The sequence below is a fragment of the Hymenobacter sp. GOD-10R genome (assembly GCF_035609205.1).
Lineage (GTDB): Bacteria > Bacteroidota > Bacteroidia > Cytophagales > Hymenobacteraceae > Hymenobacter.
Genome location: NZ_CP141184.1, coordinates 6,265,853 through 6,289,841 on the forward strand (window position 1 = coordinate 6,265,853; position 23,989 = coordinate 6,289,841).

A 23,989-nucleotide genomic window follows, 5' to 3' on the forward strand; every position below is an offset into this window, starting at 1 on the left:
TACTGTCCTTATTCTAACCACCCACCGCATGAATCGCAGAACTTTTGCGCAAAGCTTCTCCCTACTCACGGCTAGCGTGTTTCTCAAACAATACTCCTTCGCGGGCGCGGCGCCAGCCTTTCCCATAGTGCGGCCCGCCGCCGACAAACGGCGCTTTCGTAGCCGCTCGGTGGAAGCAGCTATTACCGAGTTTAAGAAGAAGGTGAAAGACCCCGAGCTAGGTTGGCTGTTCGAGAACTGCTTCCCCAACACGCTCGACACGACCGTTACCTACACCACAGCCCAGGGCCGGCCCGACACCTACGTCATCACCGGCGACATCGACGCTATGTGGCTGCGCGACAGCTCGGCGCAGGTGTGGCCTTACTTGCAGTTCATCGACAAAGACGCTGATTTGCGGCAGTTGGTGGCCGGCGTGATCAACCGCCAAACGCGCTACGTGATTAAGGATCCGTACGCCAACGCCTTCTATGGCGACGACACCAAAGTGGGCGAGTGGAAAACCGATAAGACGAAGATGCAGCCCGGCGTGCACGAGCGCAAATGGGAAATTGACTCGCTTTGCTACCCCATTCGGCTGGCTTACCACTATTGGAAGAAAACTAACGACACCAAGCCGTTTGACGCGCAGTGGCAGCAGGCCGTTAAAACCACTTTGCAGACCTTTCGGGAGCAGCAGCGCAAGACGAGCCTAGGTCCTTACCACTTTCAGCGCGAAACGGCCAACTCTACCGACACCCAGCCCATGAAGGGCTACGGCTACCCCATTCAACCGGTGGGGCTGATCTGCTCGGCCTTCCGTCCTAGCGACGACGCTACTCTTTATTCCTTCCTCGTTCCCAGCAACTTTTTCGCCGTCGTAAGTCTGCGTCAAGCCAGCGAGATGATGACTGCCGTAGCGAAGGACTCGCAAACGGCCCAGGAGCTAACCGCCCTAGCTGGCGAAGTAGAAGTTGCCCTGCGCAAATATGCCGTCGTGAAGCACCCCAAGCACGGCGACATCTACGCCTACGAAGTCGATGGTTTTGGCAGCCAGGTGCTGATGGATGATGCCAACGTTCCAAGCCTAGTGTCGCTGCCCTACCTGGGTGCCATGCCCACCTCAGATCCTATTTACCAGAACACCCGCAAGTTTTTGCTTTCTACCGAAAACCCCTTCTTCTTCAAGGGCAAAGCGGGCGAAGGCATCGGCGGTCCGCACGTGGGGCAGGATATGATCTGGCCTATCGCCATCGTCACCCGCGGCCTCACCAGCACCGACGACGCCGAAATCAGAGCCTGCGTACAGAGCCTCAAGGCCACCCACGCCGGCACCGGCTACATGCACGAGTCATTCAACAAAGATGATCCTAGCAAGTTCTCGCGTTCGTGGTTTGCCTGGGCCAACACCATCTTCGGTGAGTTTTTGTGGAAGGTGTACCAGGAAAAGCCCCAACTACTCGCCTAGGTTCTTCAGTAGCGCGGACGCTTCAGTCCGCGCTTATTTATTTCTACCAACACCAACTGCCACACGCAGACGACAGAGTCTGCGCTACCCGTAACTGCCCAACCGATGCACGCTTTCCAGAAAAAGACTTTGCTCCTGAGTACCCTAGCTAGCCTATTGATAGCACCTACGGCTTTTTCGCAAACAGCAACTTCGGCAAGCAAGAAAGTAGCAACTCCCGTGAAATCGGCAGCCAAGTCGGTTACGGCAGCTAAGTCAGGCAATCCCGTGTTTCCCGGTTGGTACGCTGACCCGGAAGGCACCATCTTTGGCAAGCAGTACTGGATTTACCCCACGTACTCAGCCAAGTATGAGCAGCAAGTATTCATGGATGCTTTTTCCTCGCCCGACCTGGTGACGTGGACCAAGCACCCGCGCATCATCGACACGACTGGTGTGAAGTGGGCGCGCAAGGCCATGTGGGCACCTTCCATTGTGGAGAAAAGCGGTAAGTATTATTTGTTTTTCGGGGCTAACGATGTGCATGAGGGCGAAATTGGTGGTATCGGTGTGGCGGTAGCTTCCAAACCAGAAGGCCCATTCAAAGACCTCCTAGGGAAGCCGCTCATCGGGCAGATTCATAACGGCGCTCAGCCCATTGACCAATTCGTATTTCACGACAAGGATGGGCAGTACTACATGATTTATGGTGGTTGGTCGCACTGCAACATCGTGCGGCTGAAGGAAGACTTCACCGGCATAGTGCCCTTCGCCGATGGCACCACCTACAAGGAAGTCACGCCGCAGGGCTATGTAGAAGGCCCGTTTATGTTCCGCCGCAACGGCAAGTACTACTTCATGTGGTCGGAAGGCGGCTGGGGCGGTCCGAACTACTCCGTGGCCTACGCCGTGGCCGACTCGCCCCTAGGTCCTTTCAAGCGCGTGGGTAAGATCCTGCAACAAGACCCCAAAGTAGCTACTGGCGCAGGGCACCATTCCGTGATTCAGGTGCCAGACCAAGACCGCTGGTATATCGTTTATCATCGCCGCCCGCTGGGTGAAACCGACGCCAACCACCGCGTCACTTGCATCGATGAGCTTCACTTCGACGAGCAAGGGCTCATCAAACCCGTAATCATTACGGCCGATGGCGTGGCGAAGCAGGCGCTAAGGTAAGCGCTTGAGTAGCACCCTAGCCCAACAACAAGGCTCCCAGTGAGAGTGCCGGGTTAGCAAGTAAGAGCAGCCGCTGCAATTGCGTACTTTTGCTGGCTAAACTCCAAGTTACTGCGATGGACCTTACTTACGAGGCTAAATACCACCAATTAGAAGAGCAGCATTGGTGGTTTGCTAGCCGTCGTGATGTCGTGTACGACCTTATTCAAGGGTTGCACCTCCCGCTTGATGCCGCCATTCTGGAAATCGGTTGTTCGGGTGGCCCCCTCATGCAGCGCCTACGTGCTGCTGGGTATACGGACCTAACCGGCATTGACGTTAGTGAGCCAGCTATTGAGCTAGCGAAAGCGCGAGGCGTGCCGCACGTTTCGGTGATGGATGGCGCCGCCCTAGATTTTGCTGCTAGCCGGTTCGATCTGGTTATTGCCTCCGATGTACTGGAGCATATTGAAGACGAAGCTCAAGCGTTGCGCGAGTGGACGCGGGTGCTAAAGCCAGGCGGACAGATGCTTGTGTTTGTGCCCGCCCATACGTACCTATGGAGCGAGCATGACGTAGTAAATCACCATTACCGTCGCTATTCTCGCCAGAGCTTGGTTGGTGCTCTGCAACGTGCTGGCTTGCGGGTGCAGCGCAGCTCTTTCTGGAATGCCGCTCTGTATTTTCCAACAGCAGCCCTACGGCTCGGCCGACGCTTGCTGTTTGGCCCTGTGCCGGCCGAGAAGAAACCTGGTGCCACCGGCGACTTGCACGATTTCGGCGGTCCAGCCAATAGCCTAATTCTTCAGTGGGTTAAAGCTGAAAACGGATTGTTACGCTGGTTCAATTTACCAGTCGGCGTTAGTGTATTTGCTCTGGCTCAAAAACCAGCTTAGTTCTTCTTCGTTTCTAACCGCCTATCGTCTACGTGGAGCTGTCAGTCGTAATTCCGATTTACAACGAGGAGAGTAACATTGGGGAGTTGTACCAGCGCCTGCTCAGTGTGCTCGAGCCCATGAACTTAGTGGGTGGTTTCGAGCTCATCTTCATCAACGACGGCTCACGCGACCAGTCCTTGCCCTTGCTCCTGAACCTAGCTACCCGCGATTCACGCGTCCGCTACATCGATTTCAGCCGCAATTTCGGCCACCAAATCGCCGTTACGGCCGGCCTTGATCGGGCAGTAGGGCAAGCCGTCGTTATCATTGATGCCGACTTGCAAGACCCGCCGGAGCTGATTCCGACGCTCTACCAAAAGCTGCACGAAGGCTACGAGGTAGTATATGCCAAGCGTCGTTCTCGCCAAGGAGAAAATGTAGCTAAGAAGCTCACCGCGCGTCTCTTCTACCGCATCCTAGCCAACATCACGCACATATCTATTCCCGTTGATACGGGTGACTTCCGTATTATCTCCCGCAAAGTGGTGGAGGGTCTGCGCCTAATGCCGGAGCAGAACAAGTTCATACGGGGTCAAATCTCCTGGATTGGCTACCGTCAGACTTTCGTCGAATACGACCGCGCGGGCCGCGTGGGTGGTACAACGGGCTATACCTATCGTAAGATGATTCGCCTAGCGCTGGATGGCATTACTGCTTTTTCTGATGCGCCTCTGAAAGCAGCTACCATCGGCGGTTTTGTCGTGTCGGGCATCGCCTTTCTAGTTGGGCTCTACACGCTTTACTCCCGCTTTGTCACCCACGATTATCAGCCCGGCTGGCCCTCGCTGATGGTCAGTATCTTATTTTTGGGCGGTGTGCAGCTTATTTCCGTCGGTATCATTGGCGAGTACATTGCCCGCCTCAATGCCAACGTGCGCCAGCGTCCCCTGTATATTGTCTCGGATACGAATATTCCGGTGCCCTAGCCTGCCAACGGGAACACAACACGCGGCTTGTATTTACCTTGCCGGGGTCACTGGCTATCCACGATAGGGACTAAAAACGCAGCTTTCTTCCTCGTGATTAACAGTACTACAAACAGAGAGGTGAACAGCGACACCGACGCCAGGTACGTGTACGGCACAATCAAGAAGGCATAAAAGGTAGCTAGGTAAGCTTTTAAACTCAGCAAGGCCGCCAACCGCGGGTCGAAATGATGACGATGGTACCAGAACAAGCCGCCAGCCAGCACCACAATACCGGTGCAAACGGCAAAATGCACTAGCTGGAGCCGAATAATCCGTTCTTCCAAAGTGCCTGGCAAGTCATAAAACCAAGGAGCTAGCCCGATACCATTGAAGAGATGAATAGGTCCGAGCCACGGCGCCGACGTATCAATTTGCTGCCACGCTGACTTGGCAACATCTAGGTTTTCGAGTTGCGCCCGAAAGAAGATAGTTGGGTCATGCAATATGAAAGGCACAAACAACGCCACCACACCCACAATGGTAAGCCCAGTCGTTAGCCAACCCCGCTTCGGGTTCTCGTACAGCAGCAACAAGCCGTAGAGAGGCACCCACAATGCCAATGAGTAGCGGGACAGCAGGCAGAATACCAGCCCAGCAGCCTTCATCCAGACAGAGTTTGAAAAAATGCCTGCTGCCAGCAGACAGTAAAATCCAACAATCAGCCCTTCAACGGTAAGGCTGTACATCGGCTTGTCGATGATAACATTGAAATGCACCAGCAACACGGGCAACGCAGCCTTCAGCAACCACTCCGCCCAGGGCAGATCCAATCGCGCCAGCACCCACTCGTAGGCTAGCAAACCGAGTAGCAGGCCTCCGTAAGACCACCAACGGTAATCGATACCAGCTAGGTCAGCTCCCACAAACGGCAGCCACTGCATCGGTGGGTAGTTTGGCAGAAACGTGTATCCGAACATGGTGAGGGATTTATACACCGTTTCATGCTGCAAAAAACGTTGCACATACACCTGTAAGGCCGGCACAATATCGGAGAAGGTACCGATAGGCGCCCGCACTAATGCTTTCCGAATAATGGAAGCCGTTAGGAGCGGACTGGTTGCCAATAGCCCAGCCCCCGCCAAGAAGCGGTACCCTACCTTACGCATCGGCGCCACTTGCAGCCGGACACCTAGCAGACGACGTGCTAGCAATAAGCAAAGCAAAAGCTCCACGGCGTAGAGGAACACGGGGCTCCAGTAAGGCCCCAGCGACTTGCGCCAAAATGTGAAGAACAGAACTTCGAGTACAAACAGCAGCCACAGCAGCCAAGACCAGGGCGTGCGTGCGGAGAAGTTAAAAACGGGCATGTACAATAACTAAGCGAGGCGCGGACGACGCTCAAAGTACTGGTTTTCTCCGGACAAAAGATGTGCGAACTCGCTCGTTAGAATGCCGGCTATTTGTCCTACTTAAACTTCTGCTCAGCTCAAAATTGCACTTTCGACAGCGTACTAAACAAGCGCCACACTACCGTCGGCACATTTCCTGATGTTCAGCTTGGGGTAAGTCACTTAAAATCATTATTCCTATGCAACTTGCGTTCGTATTGCAGCAGCTTCTTGGTGCCTAGTTCCTGCACCTGAATACGCACTCTAGCCCTCTTACCCGCCCGCTTCGATCATCTGTACTGAGGTCACCCACCCTATTTGCCTTCATGACTGCTGTTCCCGCACTAGCCTTAGTGCTGCCTTGCTTTAACCCTTTACCCGGCTGGGCAAATAACGTCCTGGAAAGTCTGAGCCGCTTATACGCGCTCCTCCCAGCCGATACTCTCCTGCACTTATACCTAGTCAATGACGGTTCTACCCGCAACGTAGATCCAGCAGAAGTTGCATTGCTAGAGCGGAAATTGCCTTACTTTACGTACCTGACCTACCCGACCAACCGGGGCAAGGGCTATGCCTTGCGGATGGGCATAGAGCACGTACAGGAACCCCTTTGCTTATTTACGGATATCGACTTTCCGTACGAAGAGCGAAGCATAGCTAGCCTGTATGCCACGCTACAAGCGGGTACGTGCGACCTAGCAGTAGGCGTGCGCGACGAGGCATACTACCAACACGTGCCAGCCACCCGCCGACGCGTGTCGCACTTGCTTCGCGGGCTGACACGTAACTTGCTGCACCTGCCCGTGAGCGACACACAATGTGGACTTAAAGGGTTCAATGCCACTGGCCGCGCCGTATTCCTACAAACCACCACCGACCGCTACCTCTTCGATTTAGAGCTATTATTTCTGGCTTCGCGCCAAGCACACGTGCGGGTTGAGCCCGTATTGGTTAGCCTGAAGCCGGGGGTTGTTTTCTCCAAACTCAATTCACGTATCCTACTCACCGAAGGAGCTAGCTTTTTGAAGATTCTACGGCGCCGAATATTGTAAACATCTGTACCATAGCTACTTATTATTATCCAGTTTAGTTTACTTGCCAGCGGTAGAGGTGTAACTTGCCCTCGGAAGCAATAGGCGTCATGTGACTTTGCTCGATAAAGCTAGGTCCGGTTTTCACTACGCGCTGTGGTAGCGTGCGGTCTTTGGCTACTGGCACCTGCCTGCTTCCATCGTAATAGGCTTCGTCGAAGAACACTAGTATTGGCTTTTGCCGCAGGCTACGGCGTAACGAGGAGCTAGGCGAGCTGAACAGGTGCAGTAAAGCTCGTGCTTGCCCAGGCGGTGTGCGCGACATCTTGCTAGCCATTAGCGGCAAGCCGGTTTGCAAAGACAACTGGTAGGCGTGGTTTGAGTGCCTGAAATCGTCGTCAATCGTAACGTCTAGGTCTTCGCTGCCTACGTGGAAGTAGGGTATTGGTAAGATAGCCTGATACTCTTGCGGCCGGACGTTTGTGAGCAAAGCACGCGTCGCCGGATCATTTGCGGGATTCGTCAGCACGTTGGACATGAGCGCATGCCGGTAAAACTTTAATGTGTCGCGGGTATCCAGCCAAGCTAGCACCACAAATAAGGCGGCTACCACACTGCGCCACCGTACTTGGCTCGTAGCTACCCAATAATCCAAACCGCTTAGCACAAGCAAGTTGATTGCCCAGAAAAAAGGCCAGCTAAACCGAGCCACGGCCCGGAACTGCGCGACCCGTTCGGTGATCTTGTGCAGGTAAAAAAACGCGCTTAAGTAATTGGTGATGACGTACTGGTTGTCGGCCAAGTAGTACTCTGTACCGAGGGCGGTAAACAGCCCAACTGCCGCTGCCGCGAGAAGCAACAGTAAAAATTTACCCTGCTGTGTTTGTCGCCAAGCCTGCCACCACCGCTGCCAAGCCGCGTAGTTAAACACCAGCAGCACGAGACCCAACAGCAAGCCTGCTAACGCAAAAATACCTAGGTACGCCTGCGACTCGTAGGGCACGGGCTGCACCGTATTGATAATAAAGTGCGTGCGCTCGTAGCTGTAGCGCTGAAAAAGCGCCGAAAATTGAAGTTTCCAGGGTAAGTAGTTAAAGCCAGAGGCGGTACTGCTTCGCAGTGCATAATAGCCGTCTGTTGCACGGATAACGCATAGTGCCAGCAGCAACGGAATTACCGTGATAACTGCACCTACTACTACTAAGCGCACCTGCCGCCACCGAGTACTTATCAGCCAAAACAGAAAGAAGCTCCCCGTACATAAACCCACGATGGGCAGGTAGTATAGGTGCATAAAGGCAGCGGCCGTAAGCCCTGCTACCAACAGCAGCACAGGTCGCCAAATAGGCAGCCCCGCATTTACTCGTTCATAGATACGCAACAAGCCCCAAATGGCGAGCAGGATCACCCAGCTTTGCGACAAGTTGAAATGCCCGATCAGCAAGCGCCCGAGTTGCGGATTAAGCCATGGCAGCAACACGCTAAAACTCAGAATCAACACCCACGAGTGCAGCAGCCTTCGTAGCACCGCCACCAATAATACCGTACTGAGTAGCATCCCACTTAGCAATACCGCATGGTACACGGCAAGGCCGTAAGGCGTCAGGTCGTACACGTAATGCGAAAACAACTTCACGCCTACGGCTACCAGCGGCGTATTATCAGTATAGAACACGTAATCCCCGTAGGGATAATTCATGTTGCCGTACCAAGCTAGGCCCTTGGCGAAAGGCTGTTGCAAGTAGGACTGAAAGGTGAAGTAGTTCTTCATCCCATCGCCGGTTTCCGACGTGAGACGTAGTAGAAATTGGTTGGGCTCAGCCAGCAAACGCCCAAAAGCGCGGCTTATAAACCCAAGTTGCACGAGCAAAGCGACTCCTGCTAAGGCAACCCGTGATGGTTGTTGGCGCAAGAAACGCAACATAGGGAAAAGGAAAGCATCCCCGCCGAGCGGGGGCAGATCAATGCACTATCTGTATGCGCTGGCTACGCGACTCTCGCCCAGCCTGCAGCTGGCAAAGATAGACGCCAGCAGCGGGAAATTCATTGACATCAATCCACAACTCGTAGTTACCAGGAGTTTGCTTCTGGTTTACTAAAGTTTGTACCAGTCGCCCTTGCAAGTCAAAAATGCGCACCGAAACAAAGCTAGATTTCGGCAGCTGATACCCAATTAGGGTTGATACATCAAACGGGTTGGGATAAGTGGGCCGGAGTAATAAATCGGCTTGCTGTATTACCATCATCGTGTCAAGGGTAGAGATTTGTCTTATCTCGCCGTTCGTGGGCACGGTAGATGTTGGGGCAACCACTACGATGGGAGCCGGAAGAGCGGCAACTGGCTGCATGGGCTGGCTACCGGGTGGCGTAGGAGCGTTGTGCCGTATGCGGAAATATTGCCGACCTAGCCAAACACGATGCTTATCGTCCCATTCGCTAGCTAACCCATTCTGCATCAGTTCTTCACAATTGGCCTTGAACAACAAGGTTTGATTAGCCGTTTGCACGTCCGTTAGGTTCAATGGCTTTGTTTGGGTGATATACCCTAGGTAAAGCTGCTGACGGCACTCGATATCGGAAGTGGCAGCCTGGGCTAGAACGCCGGCCATGGTGTGGTCCGGATGATCCATCTTCTTTTTGATTGGATCTGGGTAGTGCATTACTAGTTTGCTGTTCGGATCCGTCTCCTGCAGAATAAGCTGGTGCACCGTTTTCACCAAATCAGTCCAGTTGGTGTATGTAACGGAGCCCGTGATGTCTTTGATAGCCGTACCATTGCCTTTGCACTTGAACAGGCTCTGGAAGTTACCTTGGGCAAAGCCTTTTGCATCAAGCCCACCATCAGGCAACCGCAGGAAGTAAGAAGAGGTATTCTTGTAGCGATAGACTTGCAGACTATGCTTATTTACAACAACATCTTCCACTTGGGCAGACGCAGCGGGTGCCGATGTTGCATCAGCAGCGGTACGGGTGGCCGCTTTGCATCCGGCTTCGCGCCCCTTCCAATACTGGTCACCAGGTTTGTCAGCTTGTCCTGCCGTTAAGCAAACGAAAACAACTTTTCCGCCCTTCTGTACATTGTTGTAAGCATGACTGCCCATAAAGAGCTGCCAGTCATCCTGGTGTGCTACTACATAGACGTTGACTTCTTTCGTAGCAACAGACTGTGCTTGTGCTAACTGGCCCCAACTCAAACCTAAAACAACACTGAATACAAAAGACAAGAGTAAGCTTTTAACCATGCAGGAGAGAGGTAACAAGCAGACAGTATCAGGAAATGAACCGATAAACTGTTGGAACAGAGCTTATCGTATCGAAAACTACACAATTTCTTTGACTCTGCAATGCTGGTTCGACTAATTGCCTTATTCGCAGGTTAAATTGTTATTTCACACGTTTAGTAGCAAATAACTTACGCTTGCTACAACTTTTGTAACAATACCTTCGTAACAGCTTTTCTTTACTAAAGAGCTAGAAAAACAGATAGATATCGATTGGTTTATAATTACTTAAGTGCTATTTACAACTTAGCTGATCTGATTCACTGTGTTAAGTGTGTCGCTCGCCGAAGAAGCAATAGTGGCTGAGGGGCATAGCCGGGAAGGTGATAGGTGAGCTAATAGGCTAGGAAAAACTAAAGAGCAGAAAATTTCAACGACTTATGCGCGTTGAGGTGTAGTGCTTGGCAGCACGAATTCGTATCTAATCTTCCGCTGGCAGCTAGTTAGCCTTATTTCATTGTGCTAGCTACCACTAACTATTGCCTCCTTCCTCCGACCTTTGCACGCTATGCGTCGTTATCTGTTACTTCTCACCCCATTCCTGTTTCTGATGCTCGCTGCTTGTGACCCTGGTGTCACGTCTGGGCCGCGCATCGACTTTGTTGGCAGCAGCCGATTCACCAGTTCCGATAGAATATTGTCCACACCGGGCGACACGATCAGCAGCTTCCTCTATGCCGATAACCGAGACAGAGATACTACGGACGATAAAGAATATAGCCCACTTCGTCACCTTCGCGTTGTCGTAATTTATCAGCCGGGCCTAACCCCAAGTACTTACCTTACCAATGCGCTTGCCCCCGCTGATACGATTACATATCTCGACTCGACTCTAGCTAACAATACTTCCTCTTTTGTCTTTCGGCATGATTTCACTAACCGTACTACTCCTGGCCGTGAAACGTGGCGGTTTGAGGTAGAGGATGCAAATAACAATAAAGCTAGTCGGCAGTATCGTCTTACTACACGTCGTACTGATTCAGCGGCTGTTATTCACAGCTACAGTACGTTATTGCAGGCCCCACAAACACGCTTGCGAGCCCGCCGCAGTTTTCTGGATGCAACCAACGGGCTAGCCCTTACCGGCTACGCAGCAACCAATCCTGGTTTTCAGAAGCTGATTGACCTAGTGTATGTACCTGGCCCCAACAATGCGTTTGGCTTGGCTGCTCCTAGCGCAACAGCTACCGCTATGAGTGCTGCGGGAACCTCTGCCTGGCCAACCAAGAATATCACAGAATTGCGAACTACGACGCTTAAGCTGACCAATTTCAACAATGCTAACAACCCTGATGCCTTGAGAACTGGCTTCAATGATGGCACCGTCGCATCTGGATCTGACTCTTATATTCCTTCTATTGCCGAAGGGGATGTCATTGCCTTTCGCACAACCACAGGCGACCAACGCACTGGCCTTATCTATGTGCAGGATATTCTTCCTACTGTCATCCCAACGGTGCTTCTGCAGATCCGAGTATCTAAGAGCAAGCTTCAATAACTGCTTTACCAAGCTTCGAGATACCTAGGTTGTAATCAGGCGATTCGATTAGAAACACAGCAACCCAGAATTAAGAAAGATTAGCTTTATTTTTAATTAGTCTAATTAACCTTAGGATTGTTGGGGTTTGTACCTGAGTTTTGCACTACGAAACTCATTGCAACACACATGCACGCTCTTACTCCTAAGCGGCTGAGAAAGCCGTTCACCTTTTTACTTGTTACGCTAGGATACTTTATAGCGTGGTCTGCCAACGCGCAAACCGGTTCCATTCAAGGACACATTAGCACAGCCGCTGGACAACCAGCAGTTGGTGTATCGATAGGAATAAAAGGAACTACTATCGGCAGCAACAGCGATAGTGATGGCAACTACCAGCTCACGCAACTCAAGCCGGGCACCTACACGCTAGGGGTGAGCATGGTGGGCTTCAGAACGCAACAGCGGCGCGTAGAGGTAAAAACAGCTGAAAGCGTGACGCAGAACTTCACGCTTGAACTCAGTAGCGAGCAGCTTAGTGAAGTCGTAGTAGAAGGGCAACAGGCAAATAAATTTGCCCGTAAATCGAGTGAATATGTGGGTAAAATGCCGCTCACGAACCTTGAAAACCCCCAGGTGTATGCTACAGTGGGGAAAGAACTCCTGACGGAGCAGCTTGTGTTTTCGGTAGACGATGCAACCCGCAACGTACCGGGTTTGCAAAAAATGTGGGAAGCCACCGGGCGTGGTGGCGACGGGGGCGCGTTCTACGCCAGCCGTGGCTTTGTGGTGTCGAGCCAATTGCGCAACGGTGTGGCAGGCAACGTAACCAGCGACATTGACGCCATCAACCTGGAAAAGCTAGAAGTTATTAAAGGCCCTTCAGCAACGCTGTTTGGCAGCTCACTGACCTCGTACGGAGGCTTGCTCAACCGCGTGACGAAGAAGCCATATGATAACGTGGGGGGTGAAGTTACTATGGCCGCCGGTAGCTATGGCTTCCACCGTGTGAGCGCCGACGTGAACTTGGTGGATGAGAATGCCCCGGCTGACCAGCCTAAGACGCTAGCCTTCCGCCTCAATACAGCTTATACCTACGAAGATAACTTTCAGAACGTCGGCTACACGGGCTTCAACAAGAACCTAGCAGTTGCGCCGAGCTTGCAGTTTCGCCCTAACGATCGACTGACCGTCAACCTAGACGCCGAGATTTATAAGGGTACTGGCGTAGGTAAGCAGCTTGTTTTCTTCTACTATCCCTCAGCCCAATTAGGCTTCGACCGCGCCGACAAATCACCGCTCGACTATCGACAGTCGTACCTAGGTCCGGGCTTGATACAGGACTCGCGTAGCACCAACCTATTTGGGCAGGTACAGTACCGCATTTCGCCTAGCTTCACTTCGACTACTTACCTAACCTCTAGCCACAGCTTCTCCAACGGAGCCGGTCCCTACTTCTACCTCATGCCTGGTCCGGCTGGGGCGGCGTCTGATACCCTGGTGCGCGCCGATCAATCAACGGGCAATAGCCGTCGACAGATTTGGGAAGCTCAGCAGCTTTTCAACGGCGACTTCCAGCTTGGTTCGTTGCGCAACCGCGTGGTGCTAGGTCTCGATTTCCTGCGCGTCGATTCTAATGTGAACTTCTTGGGAGGCAACTTTGATAAGGTGGTGCTGAACCAGCCCAACAACGGGTATAGTAGTTTTAATGGCCCGGCCTTGGCTGCGCAGTACGCGGCCTCTCCCCCGGCGCACTACTTGGTCACGACCAAGTCGAATACCTATAGCGCCTTCGTGTCGGATGTGCTGAACCTGACCGACCAACTCAGCGTGCTAGCGGCCCTGCGCCTCGACCATTTCGACAACAAAGGCGGCACCTACTATGGTCCCAACATGGCGTACTCGCAGACGGCATTGTCACCGAAGTTTGGCTTAGTGTATCAGCCGGTAAAAGACCGAGTATCGATGTTTGCCAACTATCAGAATAGCTTCAAAAATCCTACTGATGGTACCTACATCGATGTAAACCGTCAGATACAGACCGCCAAGGTGGAGCATGCAAACCAATGGGAAGCGGGCGTAAAGCTAGATGCTGCTAACGGCAAGGTAAGTGCCACCGTGAGCTACTACGACATACAGGTAAAAGACTTACTACGCACCACCCCAGTGCCAGAAACCGCCCCTGGTGCCAACGATGGTATTCCGAATGCCCAGACGCAAAACGGCACGCAGCTCAGCCGAGGTGCTGAGCTTAACTTGACCGCTAACCCCGTAGCAGGCCTCAACATTGTGGGAGGATTTGCCTACAACTTCTCCAAATGGCAGAACGCCAGCGAAATTGAGAATGGTCGACGGCCTAACCTAGCTTCTTCGCCTTACCTAGCTAACGCTTGGGTAAGCTACCGCCAACCCGAAGGCATCTTGAAGGGACTAGGCGCAGGCTTTGGTGGCAACTACGCCAGCGAAAACCGGATTCAGAACACGGCAATCAACGTGTTTACGCTGCCGAGTTATACTGTACTGAATGCTAGCGCTTTTTACGATCAACCGCACTATCGCATCGCGCTCAAGGTTGACAACTTAACGGATAAGCACTACTGGATTGGTTATACAACCATGACCCCGCAAAAGCTACGTAGCATCGTGGGTAGCGTAAGTTATAAGTTCTAATTCAACCTCCTCTGCCTATGAAGGCCAAGCAGCTCGTTGGCAAAGTACACCTCTGGCTCGGACTCACGTCTGGGCTAGTTGTGTTTATTGTCAGTATCACCGGTGCCATCTTCACCTTTCAGGACGAAATCCGGGATTTGACGGAGCCTTGGCGTAAAGTAGAGGTGCAAGCGACAGCGCTGGTACTCCCCTCGCGCTTGCAAGCAGCGGCATTGGTGGGCCACCCCGGCGTAGCGGCACAGGAATCGTGGGTTACTTACTTCGGGCCGGAGCGCTCAGCCACGGTGTATTTCACCAACAAAGCGGGTACCCCTACACAGGTGTATCTGAATCCGTATACGGGACAGGTGCTACACGAGCAAGACCTGAGTACCCACTTCTTCACCATCGTTCAGGATTTGCATATGCACCTGTTACTGCCGCCTGCCATTGGAGAGTGGGTAGTCGGCATCAGCGTGGTCATTTTTGTGGTGATGCTAGGCACTGGCGTAGTGCTGTGGTGGCCCAAGCGGAAACAAGAGCGCAAGCAACGCTTTACCATCAAGTGGAACGCACGATGGCGGCGTATTAACTACGATTTGCACAACGTAATGGGCTTTTACGCGGCCAGCGTTGCCCTGATCCTAGCCCTCACAGGTCTGTTCATGATTTTTCCCTGGATGCTCAATTCGGTGGAGTTTGTGGCAAATGGCGGGCGAGAATACCCACAGGAAAAAGAGGTAGCAAAAGTTGATCCGCTGCAAACAGCTACCGCTGCTTCCCAGCCGTTAGCAGACATCATTTACCGCACGGCGCGCCAGCTTTCTCCACGCGCTGAAATGATCCTTATTGCGCCCCGCGGTACCGACAAAGATCCGGTAGGCTGCTGGACCTACCAGCAGACCCTGCACTACTACTATCGCGACGAGTTCAGCTTTCACCCCGTCTCTGGTAAAGTACTACAAGCTCGTTTTCACAATACGAAGAGCACTGGAAGAAAGCTCTCTGATGCGAATTATGATATTCACACGGGTCAGATCTTAGGTCTAGGTGGTAAAATCGTGGCGTTCCTGGTTAGTCTAGTTTCTGCTAGCCTACCTGTGACAGGCTTTCTGGTGTGGTGGGGCAGGCGAAACAAACCCGCGAAACCTAGCCGCGCTGCTCGCGCAGCTGCACCAGCTAAGGCTTATTCGTGAGCGGGCTATAGATTTTTGAGAGTTGGTAGCTTACTCGTTTCTCGAACCTCAGCTAACAAAAAAGGCGACCTATATAGGTCGCCTTTTTTGTTAGCTGAAAAGGAAAGTACTTAGAACGTGAAACCAACAGTAGCCGTGGTGGTGAAACGGTTGGTATTAACAGCGATTACCGGTTGCGCGCCACTACTCAAGGTATAGGGGCTGTAGAAGCGGTCATTGGTGTTGTATACACCCGTCAGATCGAGGAAGAAGTTGTTTTGCCGCAGCCCTACCCCACCGGTAATATAATTTTGCGTGCGATCGAAGTCGCTCGACTGGTATGGGTCGCCGTAGCGAGCATACCCTAGCCGCACCCGAAAAATATCGAGACGAGCCTCTCCACCAACTCGTACGTTTACCGTGGAGTGATATAGAGATTTTATTGCATCGTTTTCTGCATCATAGGTGTACGTAGCAGATGTGCTAGTAACGTCGTTATCGTCTGCATTGAACCGAGCTTGGTTGTAGTTCAAGTACTCTACATCGCCCGATAGAAAGCCATATTTCCCAATGGTCACAGCGACGCCGCCTGATGCCCGGAAAGGAGTCGTCAGTTGGTAAGTATACGAGCTAGGTTCTGTGCTCACGGTAGAACCTGTAGTCGTTTGACCACCACCTAGCGGAGCCGCAGGACTGAAGTTTGAGGTGAGCGTTGTGCCATAGTCATCCGTCAGGCGCATAAACGTTGGCGTCTGAACAGAAGCCCCGATCCGCACCATATCCGCCACCCGGTAGATAGCCCCTATCCGCAGATTGAAGCCCGTGCCGCGCGTCTTGTACTGATCAACTAGCGCTAGGCTACCAAAGTAGTTCGAAACGTCATTGTCAGATTCTTGATAGTTGCGCGTTTCCTCATAGCGCGTACTTACAATACCCAAGCCGATACCTAGGTACAACTTGTCACGGTAGTTTGCGCCATACCCAAAGTCGTATTGGGTCTGCGCTCCCTTGGTCGTGACGATTTCACTCTGGTTGATTGCACCCGCGCGCTGTAGCAGTGTCGGTGTGTAAGCTCGTCCGGTCTTAGGATCGATGTTGGTTAAGAGCGCACCGTAGGCTAAGCCATCCAGTGTTTCGTAGCTCTGGTTATCATCCTCCCGATAAATCTGCGTGCTATCTACCCGCTGCTCGCGGAAGCGTTGGAATATAGAGCGTTGATCTTCAATACTTCCTGCGTACCGGAAAGTAGTATTGAAATTATTTACCCGGTTTATTCCAACGGCAAAAGTGCCGCTGCGCCAATTGCTATCATCATTATCAGGCTTCCGGTTGGTAAAAGCAACACCAAAGCTAGCTACGTGCAAGTTGTTGCGCGAAGCATCTGTTGTAGAACCCGTACCCGTGCTGCTACTGCTAGTGATGCTGTACCCTGGTGAAAAGGAAATCTCTGATTTCTGGTATAAGCCTAGCCCAGCAGGGTTAGTTATCAGACTGCCTAGGTCGGCACCCACCGCAACACTGGAGCCACCAATGGCTTGTGTACGGGCGGTACCTCCAAACTGCAAGCGTGAATAACGCAGGGCATCGTCTTCCGTTTGGGCAAAAGCGTGGCTGGCCCAGCCCATAAGAGCTAAGCCAAGCCAGTATTGTTTGTTTTTCATAGGGTTAGAAGGTGACCACTAGTCGTTGGTCGTTCACCTGAATAACGCAGTTTTGCAACGGGTAGTATTACCGGATGCGGCCACGGCCGCCACCGCCACCACCGCCGCCACCAAAGTTACCTCCACCACCGCTAGAACCGCCGTAGGAAGGAGCAGGCGACGACATGCGAGCTGGCTCCGAGTAGGTGCGTGCTGGTTCCGAGTACGTACGCGTTTCGTAAGAACGCTGCGGAGTCGTTCTGTTCTGATTGCTGTTTATCTCACTGCTACGGAATGCATCGCTAAGACGACCCCGGCGCTGTGCTGGTTGGTAATCTTGGGGAGTAGCCGTGGCACCCGCGTTGCTGTTATCAACTATCTGGCTACGACGACCACGGCCCGAGTAGTCGAGGCTAGGCTGCTCAGCAGATTGCGTAGTAGCATCGAGCATCCGACGGTTCGTCCGGCCTTCACGTGCCCGTTGCTCCGTCTCGCTCATAAGGCGCTCGTTTAGGTTATAGTTGTTGTTTGGTGAAGCAAGGCCATTGGTTTGTTGCGGCTGCGTGGTACCTGCCTCTACAAGACGACCACGTGCACGAGCTGGTGCAACGCTAGGAGCTGCATTACCAACCACACTCGTATTTGGTGCTGCTACTACTCCACTGGTATTTGGTGAAGCCATCAAGCCTCCCTGGCTTACATAACGTCCGCCACGACCACCACCGGCACTGCCACCAACTGGCTGGCTAGCTGAAACTGCCTCCCGCGTACGATCTACGCGCGGAGCGTACCGTACATTGCGGCGACCGTTGTCTCCGCCACCCCAGTAGCCGGAGTAGCCAGAGTTGCCATACCCGTAACCATAGCCTAGGCCGTAACCGCCACCATATAGGCCACTGTAGTACGGATCGTAGAAGCCACCACCGTAGCCGCCATACCCAAGGCCATAAGGCCGATAGCCCCAGGGGCTGCCGAAGCCAAGGCCGATGCTCAGGTAAGAGCCACCGAAGCCATAGCCATATGGACTATACATCGAGCTGTAAAATGGGTCGTAGAAACCACCGCCATAGCCTAGGCCATAGTATGGCGAGAAGGCGCTGCCGTAGCCACCACCCATGAAATACGGGTCGGTGTAGACGGGGCTGTAGTAGCTTAGGCCACTATAAGAAGAGTTATTGAAGCGACCTAGGCGTGAAGCATAGCTGTCGTCGTAGTACTCAGCAGAACCGCTCGACGAGCCGTTGCTACTGTTGCCGCTGTATTCAGGGTTAGTATCTTCGTCGATGCCTTGGCCCTGGGTAGCATATTGATTATTATCCGTCGCGATAGAAGCCGTGGCGGTTTGCGTCGTCCGATCCTTCGACGAATAATAGACGCCGTCGCTCTCCGTAGAGGTCAGGCCTGAGGTACTGGCGCAGCTACTTAGGGCGAGCAGCGCTACCGCAGGAACTAGGGTGGTTAGTTTATTTTTCATGGCTGCTTGCGCGTAAAGAGAAACCCAAATAATGGAGAACGAATGAGGCCCGGGAGCCTGCACTTCTAAAAAGAAAGCTACTCAGGGATAATAACGTAAATTTACGCCGAATCGGTGCTTTTTTACCATCAAATCTTGTACCAGTACAAGAACCGCTTCGACTACTCAAAGATACTCTAAAACATGAGCAAAAGTTTGCCTAAGCGCAGCGAGGATTACTCCTTGTGGTACAATGAATTGGTAAAGCGTGCTGGCCTAGCCGAGAACTCCGCCGTACGCGGCTGCATGGTCATCAAACCGTATGGTTATGCCATCTGGGAAAAGATGCAGCGCCAGCTCGACGATATGTTTAAGCGTACAGGTCATCAGAACGCTTATTTTCCGCTTTTCGTGCCCAAAAGCTTGTTTGAGGCTGAGGAAAAGAATGCGGAAGGCTTCGCGAAGGAATGCGCCGTCGTGACACACTACCGGCTCCAGACAGACCCTGATAATCCCGGTAAGTTGCGCGTCGATCCGAACGCCAAACTAGAGGAAGAATTAATCGTGCGTCCGACCTCGGAAGCCATCATCTGGAGTACCTACAAGAACTGGATTCAAAGCTACCGCGACCTGCCCCTACTCATCAACCAGTGGGCCAACGTAGTGCGCTGGGAAATGCGCACGCGCTTGTTCCTACGCACGGCCGAGTTCCTCTGGCAAGAAGGCCACACGGCTCACGCTACTGCCGAGGAAGCCTTGGCTGAAACCCGGCAGATGCTGAGTGTGTACGCCGAGTTTGCGGAAGAGCACCTAGCTCTACCGGTCGTACGCGGCGTGAAGACTGAAAATGAACGCTTCGCCGGTGCGCTAGAAACCTACTGCATCGAAGGCATGATGCAGGATGGCAAGGCTCTGCAAGCAGGTACTTCGCACTTCTTGGGACAGAACTTCGCTAAGGCTTTCGACGTGCAGTTTCAGACCAAAGAAGGCCAGCTGGAGTACGTGTGGGGTACCAGCTGGGGCGTAAGCACGCGCTTGATGGGCGCACTCGTCATGGCGCACTCCGACGACGAAGGCTTGGTATTGCCACCAAAGCTAGCTCCTATCCAAGTGGTCATCGTGCCGATTTATAAGACTGGTCAGCTCGACGAACTGCTGGAGCGCATCCGTCCCATTCAGATGGGTTTGATTGAGCGGGGCATCAGCGTGAAAGTAGACGACCGCGACACGGAGCGCCCCGGTTACAAGTTTGCCGAGTGGGAAATGAAAGGCGTGCCCGTGCGCTTAGCTGTCGGTGCCCGCGACCTTGATAACGGCACTGTGGAAGTAGCCCGCCGCGACACGAAGGAGAAGATGAACCTACCGCTAGCGGACATCGTGAACAGCATTGATCAGCTGCTCAAGGACATACAGACAAACATCTACCAAAAGGCGCTGGCCTACCGTGAAGAGCACACCACCCGCGTAGACACGTACGAGGAGTTCAAGCAAGTGCTCGATACGAAAGGCGGCTTTGTGGTGGCGCACTGGGATGGCACCTCCGAAACCGAAGAGCGCATCAAAGACGAAACGAAAGCCACGATTCGTTGCATTGCACTCAACGAGCCCGAGGAGGAAGGCACCTGCATCCTGACCGGCAAACCTAGCTCCCGCCGCGTACATTTCGCCCGGGCTTACTAGACCAATAGCGCAGGCTTTGTGGCCTGCGCTGTGAACATACTAGGTGTGAACTACCAAGTCCACGCTACCTTACGAAACAGATTGCCCAACGCCCCTGACAACTTCAGGGGCGTTGCTGTTAGAATTAATTCCTATTTTGCCCAAACCCAGGACCTAGCTCACCTTTCTGGTGTACCGAAAAACTTCGTTGTAATTCACCAAAAGTAGCTCCCTTATGAGTGCTCCTCAACTCAGTCGTGCCCTTGGTTTGCGCCTCGTGATTGTGGTCGTTATCGGCAACATTCTCGGATCAGGCGTGTACAAAAAAGTCGCGCCGATGGCCGCTGAGTTACACTCCTCGGGCTGGATTTTGATTTGTTGGATTCTCGGCGGAATTATCACTCTATTCGGAGCCCTGAGCAACGCCGAAGTCGCTGGGCTCTTGGCCGATACCGGCGGCGACTATGCTTATTTCCGCAAGATCTACAACCGCTTTTTTGCTTTTATCTTCGGCTGGTCGCTGTTCACCGTAATTCAAACGGCAACCATCGCTTCTCTGGCTTACGTCTTTGCGCAATCGTTGGTCAGCATTGTCTCTGTGCCGCCCGTGCTGACGTCTTTGGCCGATTTCAGCGTTGCGGGGGTATTCTTTCCATTCGCCGACTTCAACGTAAAACTCACTGCTATTCTGCTGATTGTGCTGCTTACCTGGCTGAATACCAGAGGCATCAAGACGGGTGCAAGCGTGAGCACCGCTATTCTAGCGCTGGTTTTTATAGGCATCTTCGTAATTATAGCCTTTGGCTTGGCGCACAGCCCCCAAAGCCTAGGTAGTGTTTTCTCGACGCAAACGACTGGCACCAACCACACCGTAACGCTCAGCAACATTTTTACGGGCATGCTGTCGGCGTTCTGGGCGTACCAAGGGTGGGCGTCGATCGGCTACATCGGAGGCGAAGTGAAGGACGCGAAGCGTACTATTCCGCGGGGCATTGCTGTCGGGGTGTTTATCATCATTACCTTGTATCTGCTGGTCAATACCACTTACCTCTCGCTCCTATCCATCCCCGAGCTTGAACAGGTTTACAAAGCCGGCAACCAGATAACGGCCGTTGAGGCAGTCAGAAGTTTTTGGGGTCAAAACGGCGCGCTGTTTATCTCGGTGCTTATCCTGATTACGACCCTAGGTTGCACCAATGCGTCCATCTTATCGGGCTGCCGACCTTACTTCGCCATGGCCCGCGAAGGTCTTTTCTTTTCGAAGGCTGCCGAGCTAAACGAAGCACGCGTCCCAGCTAACTCCCTGGTTTTCCAAGGCGTTTGGTCTTGCTTGCTGGTACTTTCCGGCACGTTTGATCAGCTGACGGACATGATCATCTTTGCCGTCTTTATTTACTATGGCGCTACGACGCTCGGCGTATTCATCCTGCGCAAACGCATGCCCGATGCACCGCGCCCTTACAAAGTGTGGGGCTACCCCGTGGTGCCCGCCATCATGATCATCTTTTGCATCTGTCTGGTTATCAACACCACTTTTGCCCGCCCACGGGAAGCGGCCATTGGCCTCGTGCTGATGCTAACCGGCGTGCCGATGTACCTGTGGTTCAACCGGAAAGAACGCGCTGTTTTGCAGGAGGAAGTAGCCTAGCTTATCGAGCTTCCGCAATGGCTTGTAGCAGTTCCTCATCGGAGAGGTTGTCAAGCCAGTTGCTGTTCAACTCCAGTCGCACGGTTTGGGCACCGCCGTTTGGCGTGCACACCACCGTTACTTGTCCGTCTGCCGTTTCGGCGAGTTTGGCCGCTTGCTCGGCTACTTTTCCCTCTAGGCCTGCGTAGGCTTGCACACACGTCCAAGTGGTGTGATGCGCGTCGATAACTTCACGTTGCTTCATGGTGGTTTATACGCAGCCACCTAGGTTTTGCTGCGCTCACCGGGGTGGCTGTCACACCACTAAGGTTAATCTTGCGGAAGCTGCTTGCTGCTTGGCCCGGATCGCCTGCTGCACGTGCCGCTCTTCGTGACGCACCACAAACTCTAGCGCTTCGCCAATACCTAACTTCAGCAAACGGAAGAACTCGACCGGTACAGCTTTCTTGTTGAGGTCGGTCTTTTGGGCACTGGTGAGTAGTTGTAGCAGCTGCGTTTGGTGCGCCTGAAACTCCGTTAATACGTTACGACCTAGGTCGCTGCCGGTGGGGTTCATGTGCTTCACCGTTTTGTATTGCTTGTTGTTGCTAGGCTCCATCATCCCGATAGACTTTCGTCCCAGCCAACTGTACCGCAGTGGCTCCTGCTTCACTCGCGCTGGTACCTTCTGCACAGCGTTGGCAATAGCTAGGTTATAGTAGCGACTGTAGCGGTTGAGGTGCTCCAAGCATTCGAGTACGCTCCAGCGTTCAGGGCTCGGCTTGAAGTTGAGTATAAAATCATCGAGAGGAGCTAGCTCGGTTTCGACGGTGGCTTGTAAGTTGCGCACTTCGGTGTGCAGCTGCTGAAGGAAAGTGTTGGTGTCCATTGCTTTGCTTTTTTAACAAAGGTCACTCTAGTTAGGTCCTCAAACCTTGATTAGCCTCAAGATTTAGCGAAGCCGACTCAGCGTTTCGGGCGTCATACGTAGGTAGGAAGCAATGTATTTCTTCGGGATGAGCTGAAACAGGTGCGGACTGCGCGCCAACAGCCGTTGCAGTCGCCGCTCAGGCTCGGGCAGCAGCAGGTCTATTTCCCGCTCAATCCGCCCCACCAGTACTCGCTCGAGCTCCATGCGCCAGAACCGCGCAAAATTAGCGTTACGATCGAGTAAGGTCAGGAAGTCGGCGCGACTAACGGCTAGTAGCTCAGTCTTTTTCAGCGCCTGAATGCAATAGTCAGAAGGCCGGTTTTCGACAAATGAGGGAAACGCGCAGACTAGACTAGCTCCGTACGCAAACCCTACACAGATTTCCTCTGAGGCATCGGGCAGGTAAATGCGCATTGCGCCACTAGCTACGAAATACAAGTGGTGCTCTACTTGCCCCACCCGGATGAGAAAATCGTTGCGTTTCAGCGTTACGGCTTTCTTCCAGAGAGGCAAGCAAGCGGCTACGTCTTCTTCCGTTAGGGAAGGCACACGGCGCAGCAAAGCAGCCAGTGCAGCTAGCTTTGCGCCAAAGCCAGCAGGTTGCGTTTGAGCCGATTCGGCAGCCACGATGACGAACAGTTGGTTGGAAAAGCAAAGTAGAGAATCTGCGGCTAGCCTGAAGTGTACGCGCAGCTGTTTTCTGCGTATATTTCTAGTGTATTCCTCGCCTTTTTGCTCTTGTCCGATGGATTGGCTAAGTATCGCTGCCCTTTTGCTGTTTGGTTTGCTGTTCGTAGTGGCCGAAGTAGTCTTTATTCCTGGTACTACGCTGGTGGGACTCGTCGGCTTTGTGTTGCTGGCCGCTGGTATCTGGTTGGGCTACCGCGACCTAGGTACGTCCGCTGGCCACGTCGCCCTGAGCATATCGGCCGGGGTGGTAGGGCTGATTCTGTATATAGGGCTGCGGCCTAAGAATCTCGCCAAGATGGCGCTTACGAACGTGAACTACGCCCGCGTACACGACGTGCGTCAACCCGATGTGCAGCCTGGGGTTACGGGCCGGGCTCTTTCTGCTTTGCGCCCCGCTGGCACAGCCCTGTTCCACGACGACCGCCGTGAGGTAGTTACCCGCGGCGAGTTCCTGCCCGTTGGCACCACCGTGCGCGTGCTAGGCATCGAGCACAACCGCATCGTAGTAGAGCAAGCTGTATAGCTTGAATTTAAGAAAAGGCTGTGAGTAACTAGGTTATA

The 23,989-nt window shown here is 53.1% G+C and carries 19 protein-coding genes; 11 read left to right on the forward strand and 8 right to left on the reverse strand.

The features are described 5' to 3' along the window. Window positions 1-28: 28 nt before the first annotated feature. From SD425_RS24940 to SD425_RS24955, 4 genes are all read left to right on the forward strand, one after another. On the forward strand, window positions 29-1,447 hold the full coding sequence (locus tag SD425_RS24940; protein WP_324673420.1) for a glycoside hydrolase family 125 protein: 1,419 nt from the start codon (window positions 29-31) through the stop codon (window positions 1,445-1,447). Between the two features lie 105 nt (window positions 1,448-1,552). Then, complete coding sequence (locus tag SD425_RS24945) at window positions 1,553-2,602, forward strand: glycoside hydrolase family 43 protein (protein ID WP_324673422.1); 1,050 nt, start codon at window positions 1,553-1,555, stop codon at window positions 2,600-2,602. Window positions 2,603-2,718: 116 nt separating this feature from the next. After that, entirely contained in the window at window positions 2,719-3,477 is a 759-nt protein-coding gene (locus SD425_RS24950) for a class I SAM-dependent methyltransferase (RefSeq protein WP_324673423.1), read from the forward strand. A gap of 32 nt (window positions 3,478-3,509) precedes the next feature. Then, entirely contained in the window at window positions 3,510-4,445 is a 936-nt protein-coding gene (locus SD425_RS24955; RefSeq protein ID WP_324673424.1) for a glycosyltransferase family 2 protein, read from the forward strand. Window positions 4,446-4,492: 47 nt separating this feature from the next. On the opposite strand, the gene SD425_RS24960 is transcribed toward SD425_RS24955, so the two are convergent. After that, the gene (locus tag SD425_RS24960; RefSeq protein WP_324673425.1) at window positions 4,493-5,794 is read right to left on the reverse strand and encodes a hypothetical protein; all 1,302 of its coding nucleotides are present in this window, start codon (window positions 5,792-5,794) and stop codon (window positions 4,493-4,495) included. A gap of 347 nt (window positions 5,795-6,141) precedes the next feature. Here SD425_RS24960 and SD425_RS24965 point away from each other — a divergent pair, with 347 nt between their 5' ends. Then, window positions 6,142-6,867 (forward strand): glycosyltransferase family 2 protein, encoded by a 726-nt coding sequence (locus tag SD425_RS24965; RefSeq protein ID WP_324673426.1) that lies wholly within the window; start codon window positions 6,142-6,144, stop codon window positions 6,865-6,867. 34 nt (window positions 6,868-6,901) lie between these two features. Here the strand turns inward: SD425_RS24965 and SD425_RS24970 are convergent, their stop codons facing one another. Beyond that, window positions 6,902-8,770: a hypothetical protein gene (locus tag SD425_RS24970; RefSeq protein WP_324673427.1), complete on the reverse strand. Its 1,869-nt coding sequence runs from the start codon at window positions 8,768-8,770 to the stop codon at window positions 6,902-6,904. A 37-nt stretch (window positions 8,771-8,807) separates the two neighbouring features. After that, complete coding sequence (locus SD425_RS24975) at window positions 8,808-10,088, reverse strand: PIG-L family deacetylase (protein WP_324673429.1); 1,281 nt, start codon at window positions 10,086-10,088, stop codon at window positions 8,808-8,810. Between the two features lie 547 nt (window positions 10,089-10,635). On the opposite strand from SD425_RS24975, the gene SD425_RS24980 reads away from it, so the two are divergent. The 3 genes from SD425_RS24980 (at window position 10,636) to SD425_RS24990 (ending at window position 15,449) form a co-directional block, all read left to right on the forward strand. Continuing rightward, window positions 10,636-11,625: a hypothetical protein gene (locus SD425_RS24980; protein ID WP_324673431.1), complete on the forward strand. Its 990-nt coding sequence runs from the start codon at window positions 10,636-10,638 to the stop codon at window positions 11,623-11,625. Between the two features lie 168 nt (window positions 11,626-11,793). Then, the gene (locus SD425_RS24985) at window positions 11,794-14,274 is read left to right on the forward strand and encodes a TonB-dependent receptor (protein WP_324673433.1); all 2,481 of its coding nucleotides are present in this window, start codon (window positions 11,794-11,796) and stop codon (window positions 14,272-14,274) included. Window positions 14,275-14,291: 17 nt separating this feature from the next. After that, window positions 14,292-15,449 (forward strand): PepSY-associated TM helix domain-containing protein, encoded by a 1,158-nt coding sequence (locus SD425_RS24990; protein WP_324673435.1) that lies wholly within the window; start codon window positions 14,292-14,294, stop codon window positions 15,447-15,449. 110 nt (window positions 15,450-15,559) lie between these two features. On the opposite strand, the gene SD425_RS24995 is transcribed toward SD425_RS24990, so the two are convergent. Together SD425_RS24995 and SD425_RS25000 are read right to left on the reverse strand one after the other, a co-directional pair. Further along, window positions 15,560-17,089, reverse strand: coding sequence for a hypothetical protein (locus tag SD425_RS24995; RefSeq protein WP_324673437.1), 1,530 nt, complete (start codon window positions 17,087-17,089; stop codon window positions 15,560-15,562). Between the two features lie 67 nt (window positions 17,090-17,156). Next, complete coding sequence (locus SD425_RS25000; RefSeq protein WP_324673439.1) at window positions 17,157-18,542, reverse strand: hypothetical protein; 1,386 nt, start codon at window positions 18,540-18,542, stop codon at window positions 17,157-17,159. A gap of 183 nt (window positions 18,543-18,725) precedes the next feature. Between SD425_RS25000 and proS the strand changes: the two genes are divergently transcribed. Both proS and SD425_RS25010 read left to right on the forward strand, forming a co-directional pair. Next, window positions 18,726-20,201, forward strand: a complete 1,476-nt coding sequence (proS, locus tag SD425_RS25005) for a proline--tRNA ligase (RefSeq protein ID WP_324673441.1) — start codon at window positions 18,726-18,728, stop codon at window positions 20,199-20,201. Between the two features lie 214 nt (window positions 20,202-20,415). Beyond that, complete coding sequence (locus SD425_RS25010; protein ID WP_324673444.1) at window positions 20,416-21,828, forward strand: APC family permease; 1,413 nt, start codon at window positions 20,416-20,418, stop codon at window positions 21,826-21,828. A gap of 1 nt (window position 21,829) precedes the next feature. On the opposite strand, the gene SD425_RS25015 is transcribed toward SD425_RS25010, so the two are convergent. The 3 genes from SD425_RS25015 to SD425_RS25025 form a co-directional block, all read right to left on the reverse strand. Continuing rightward, window positions 21,830-22,072 (reverse strand): hypothetical protein, encoded by a 243-nt coding sequence (locus tag SD425_RS25015; protein WP_324673446.1) that lies wholly within the window; start codon window positions 22,070-22,072, stop codon window positions 21,830-21,832. A 51-nt stretch (window positions 22,073-22,123) separates the two neighbouring features. Then, a complete protein-coding gene (locus SD425_RS25020; RefSeq protein WP_324673449.1) occupies window positions 22,124-22,696 on the reverse strand; it encodes a DinB family protein in 573 nt (190 codons plus the stop codon). Window positions 22,697-22,759: 63 nt separating this feature from the next. Further along, window positions 22,760-23,365 carry a Crp/Fnr family transcriptional regulator gene (locus tag SD425_RS25025; RefSeq protein ID WP_324673451.1) on the reverse strand — a complete coding sequence of 202 codons (606 nt, stop codon included), beginning with the start codon at window positions 23,363-23,365 and terminating at the stop codon, window positions 22,760-22,762. Between the two features lie 118 nt (window positions 23,366-23,483). Between SD425_RS25025 and SD425_RS25030 the strand changes: the two genes are divergently transcribed. Continuing rightward, complete coding sequence (locus SD425_RS25030) at window positions 23,484-23,951, forward strand: NfeD family protein (protein ID WP_324673453.1); 468 nt, start codon at window positions 23,484-23,486, stop codon at window positions 23,949-23,951. Window positions 23,952-23,989 lie beyond the last annotated feature (38 nt).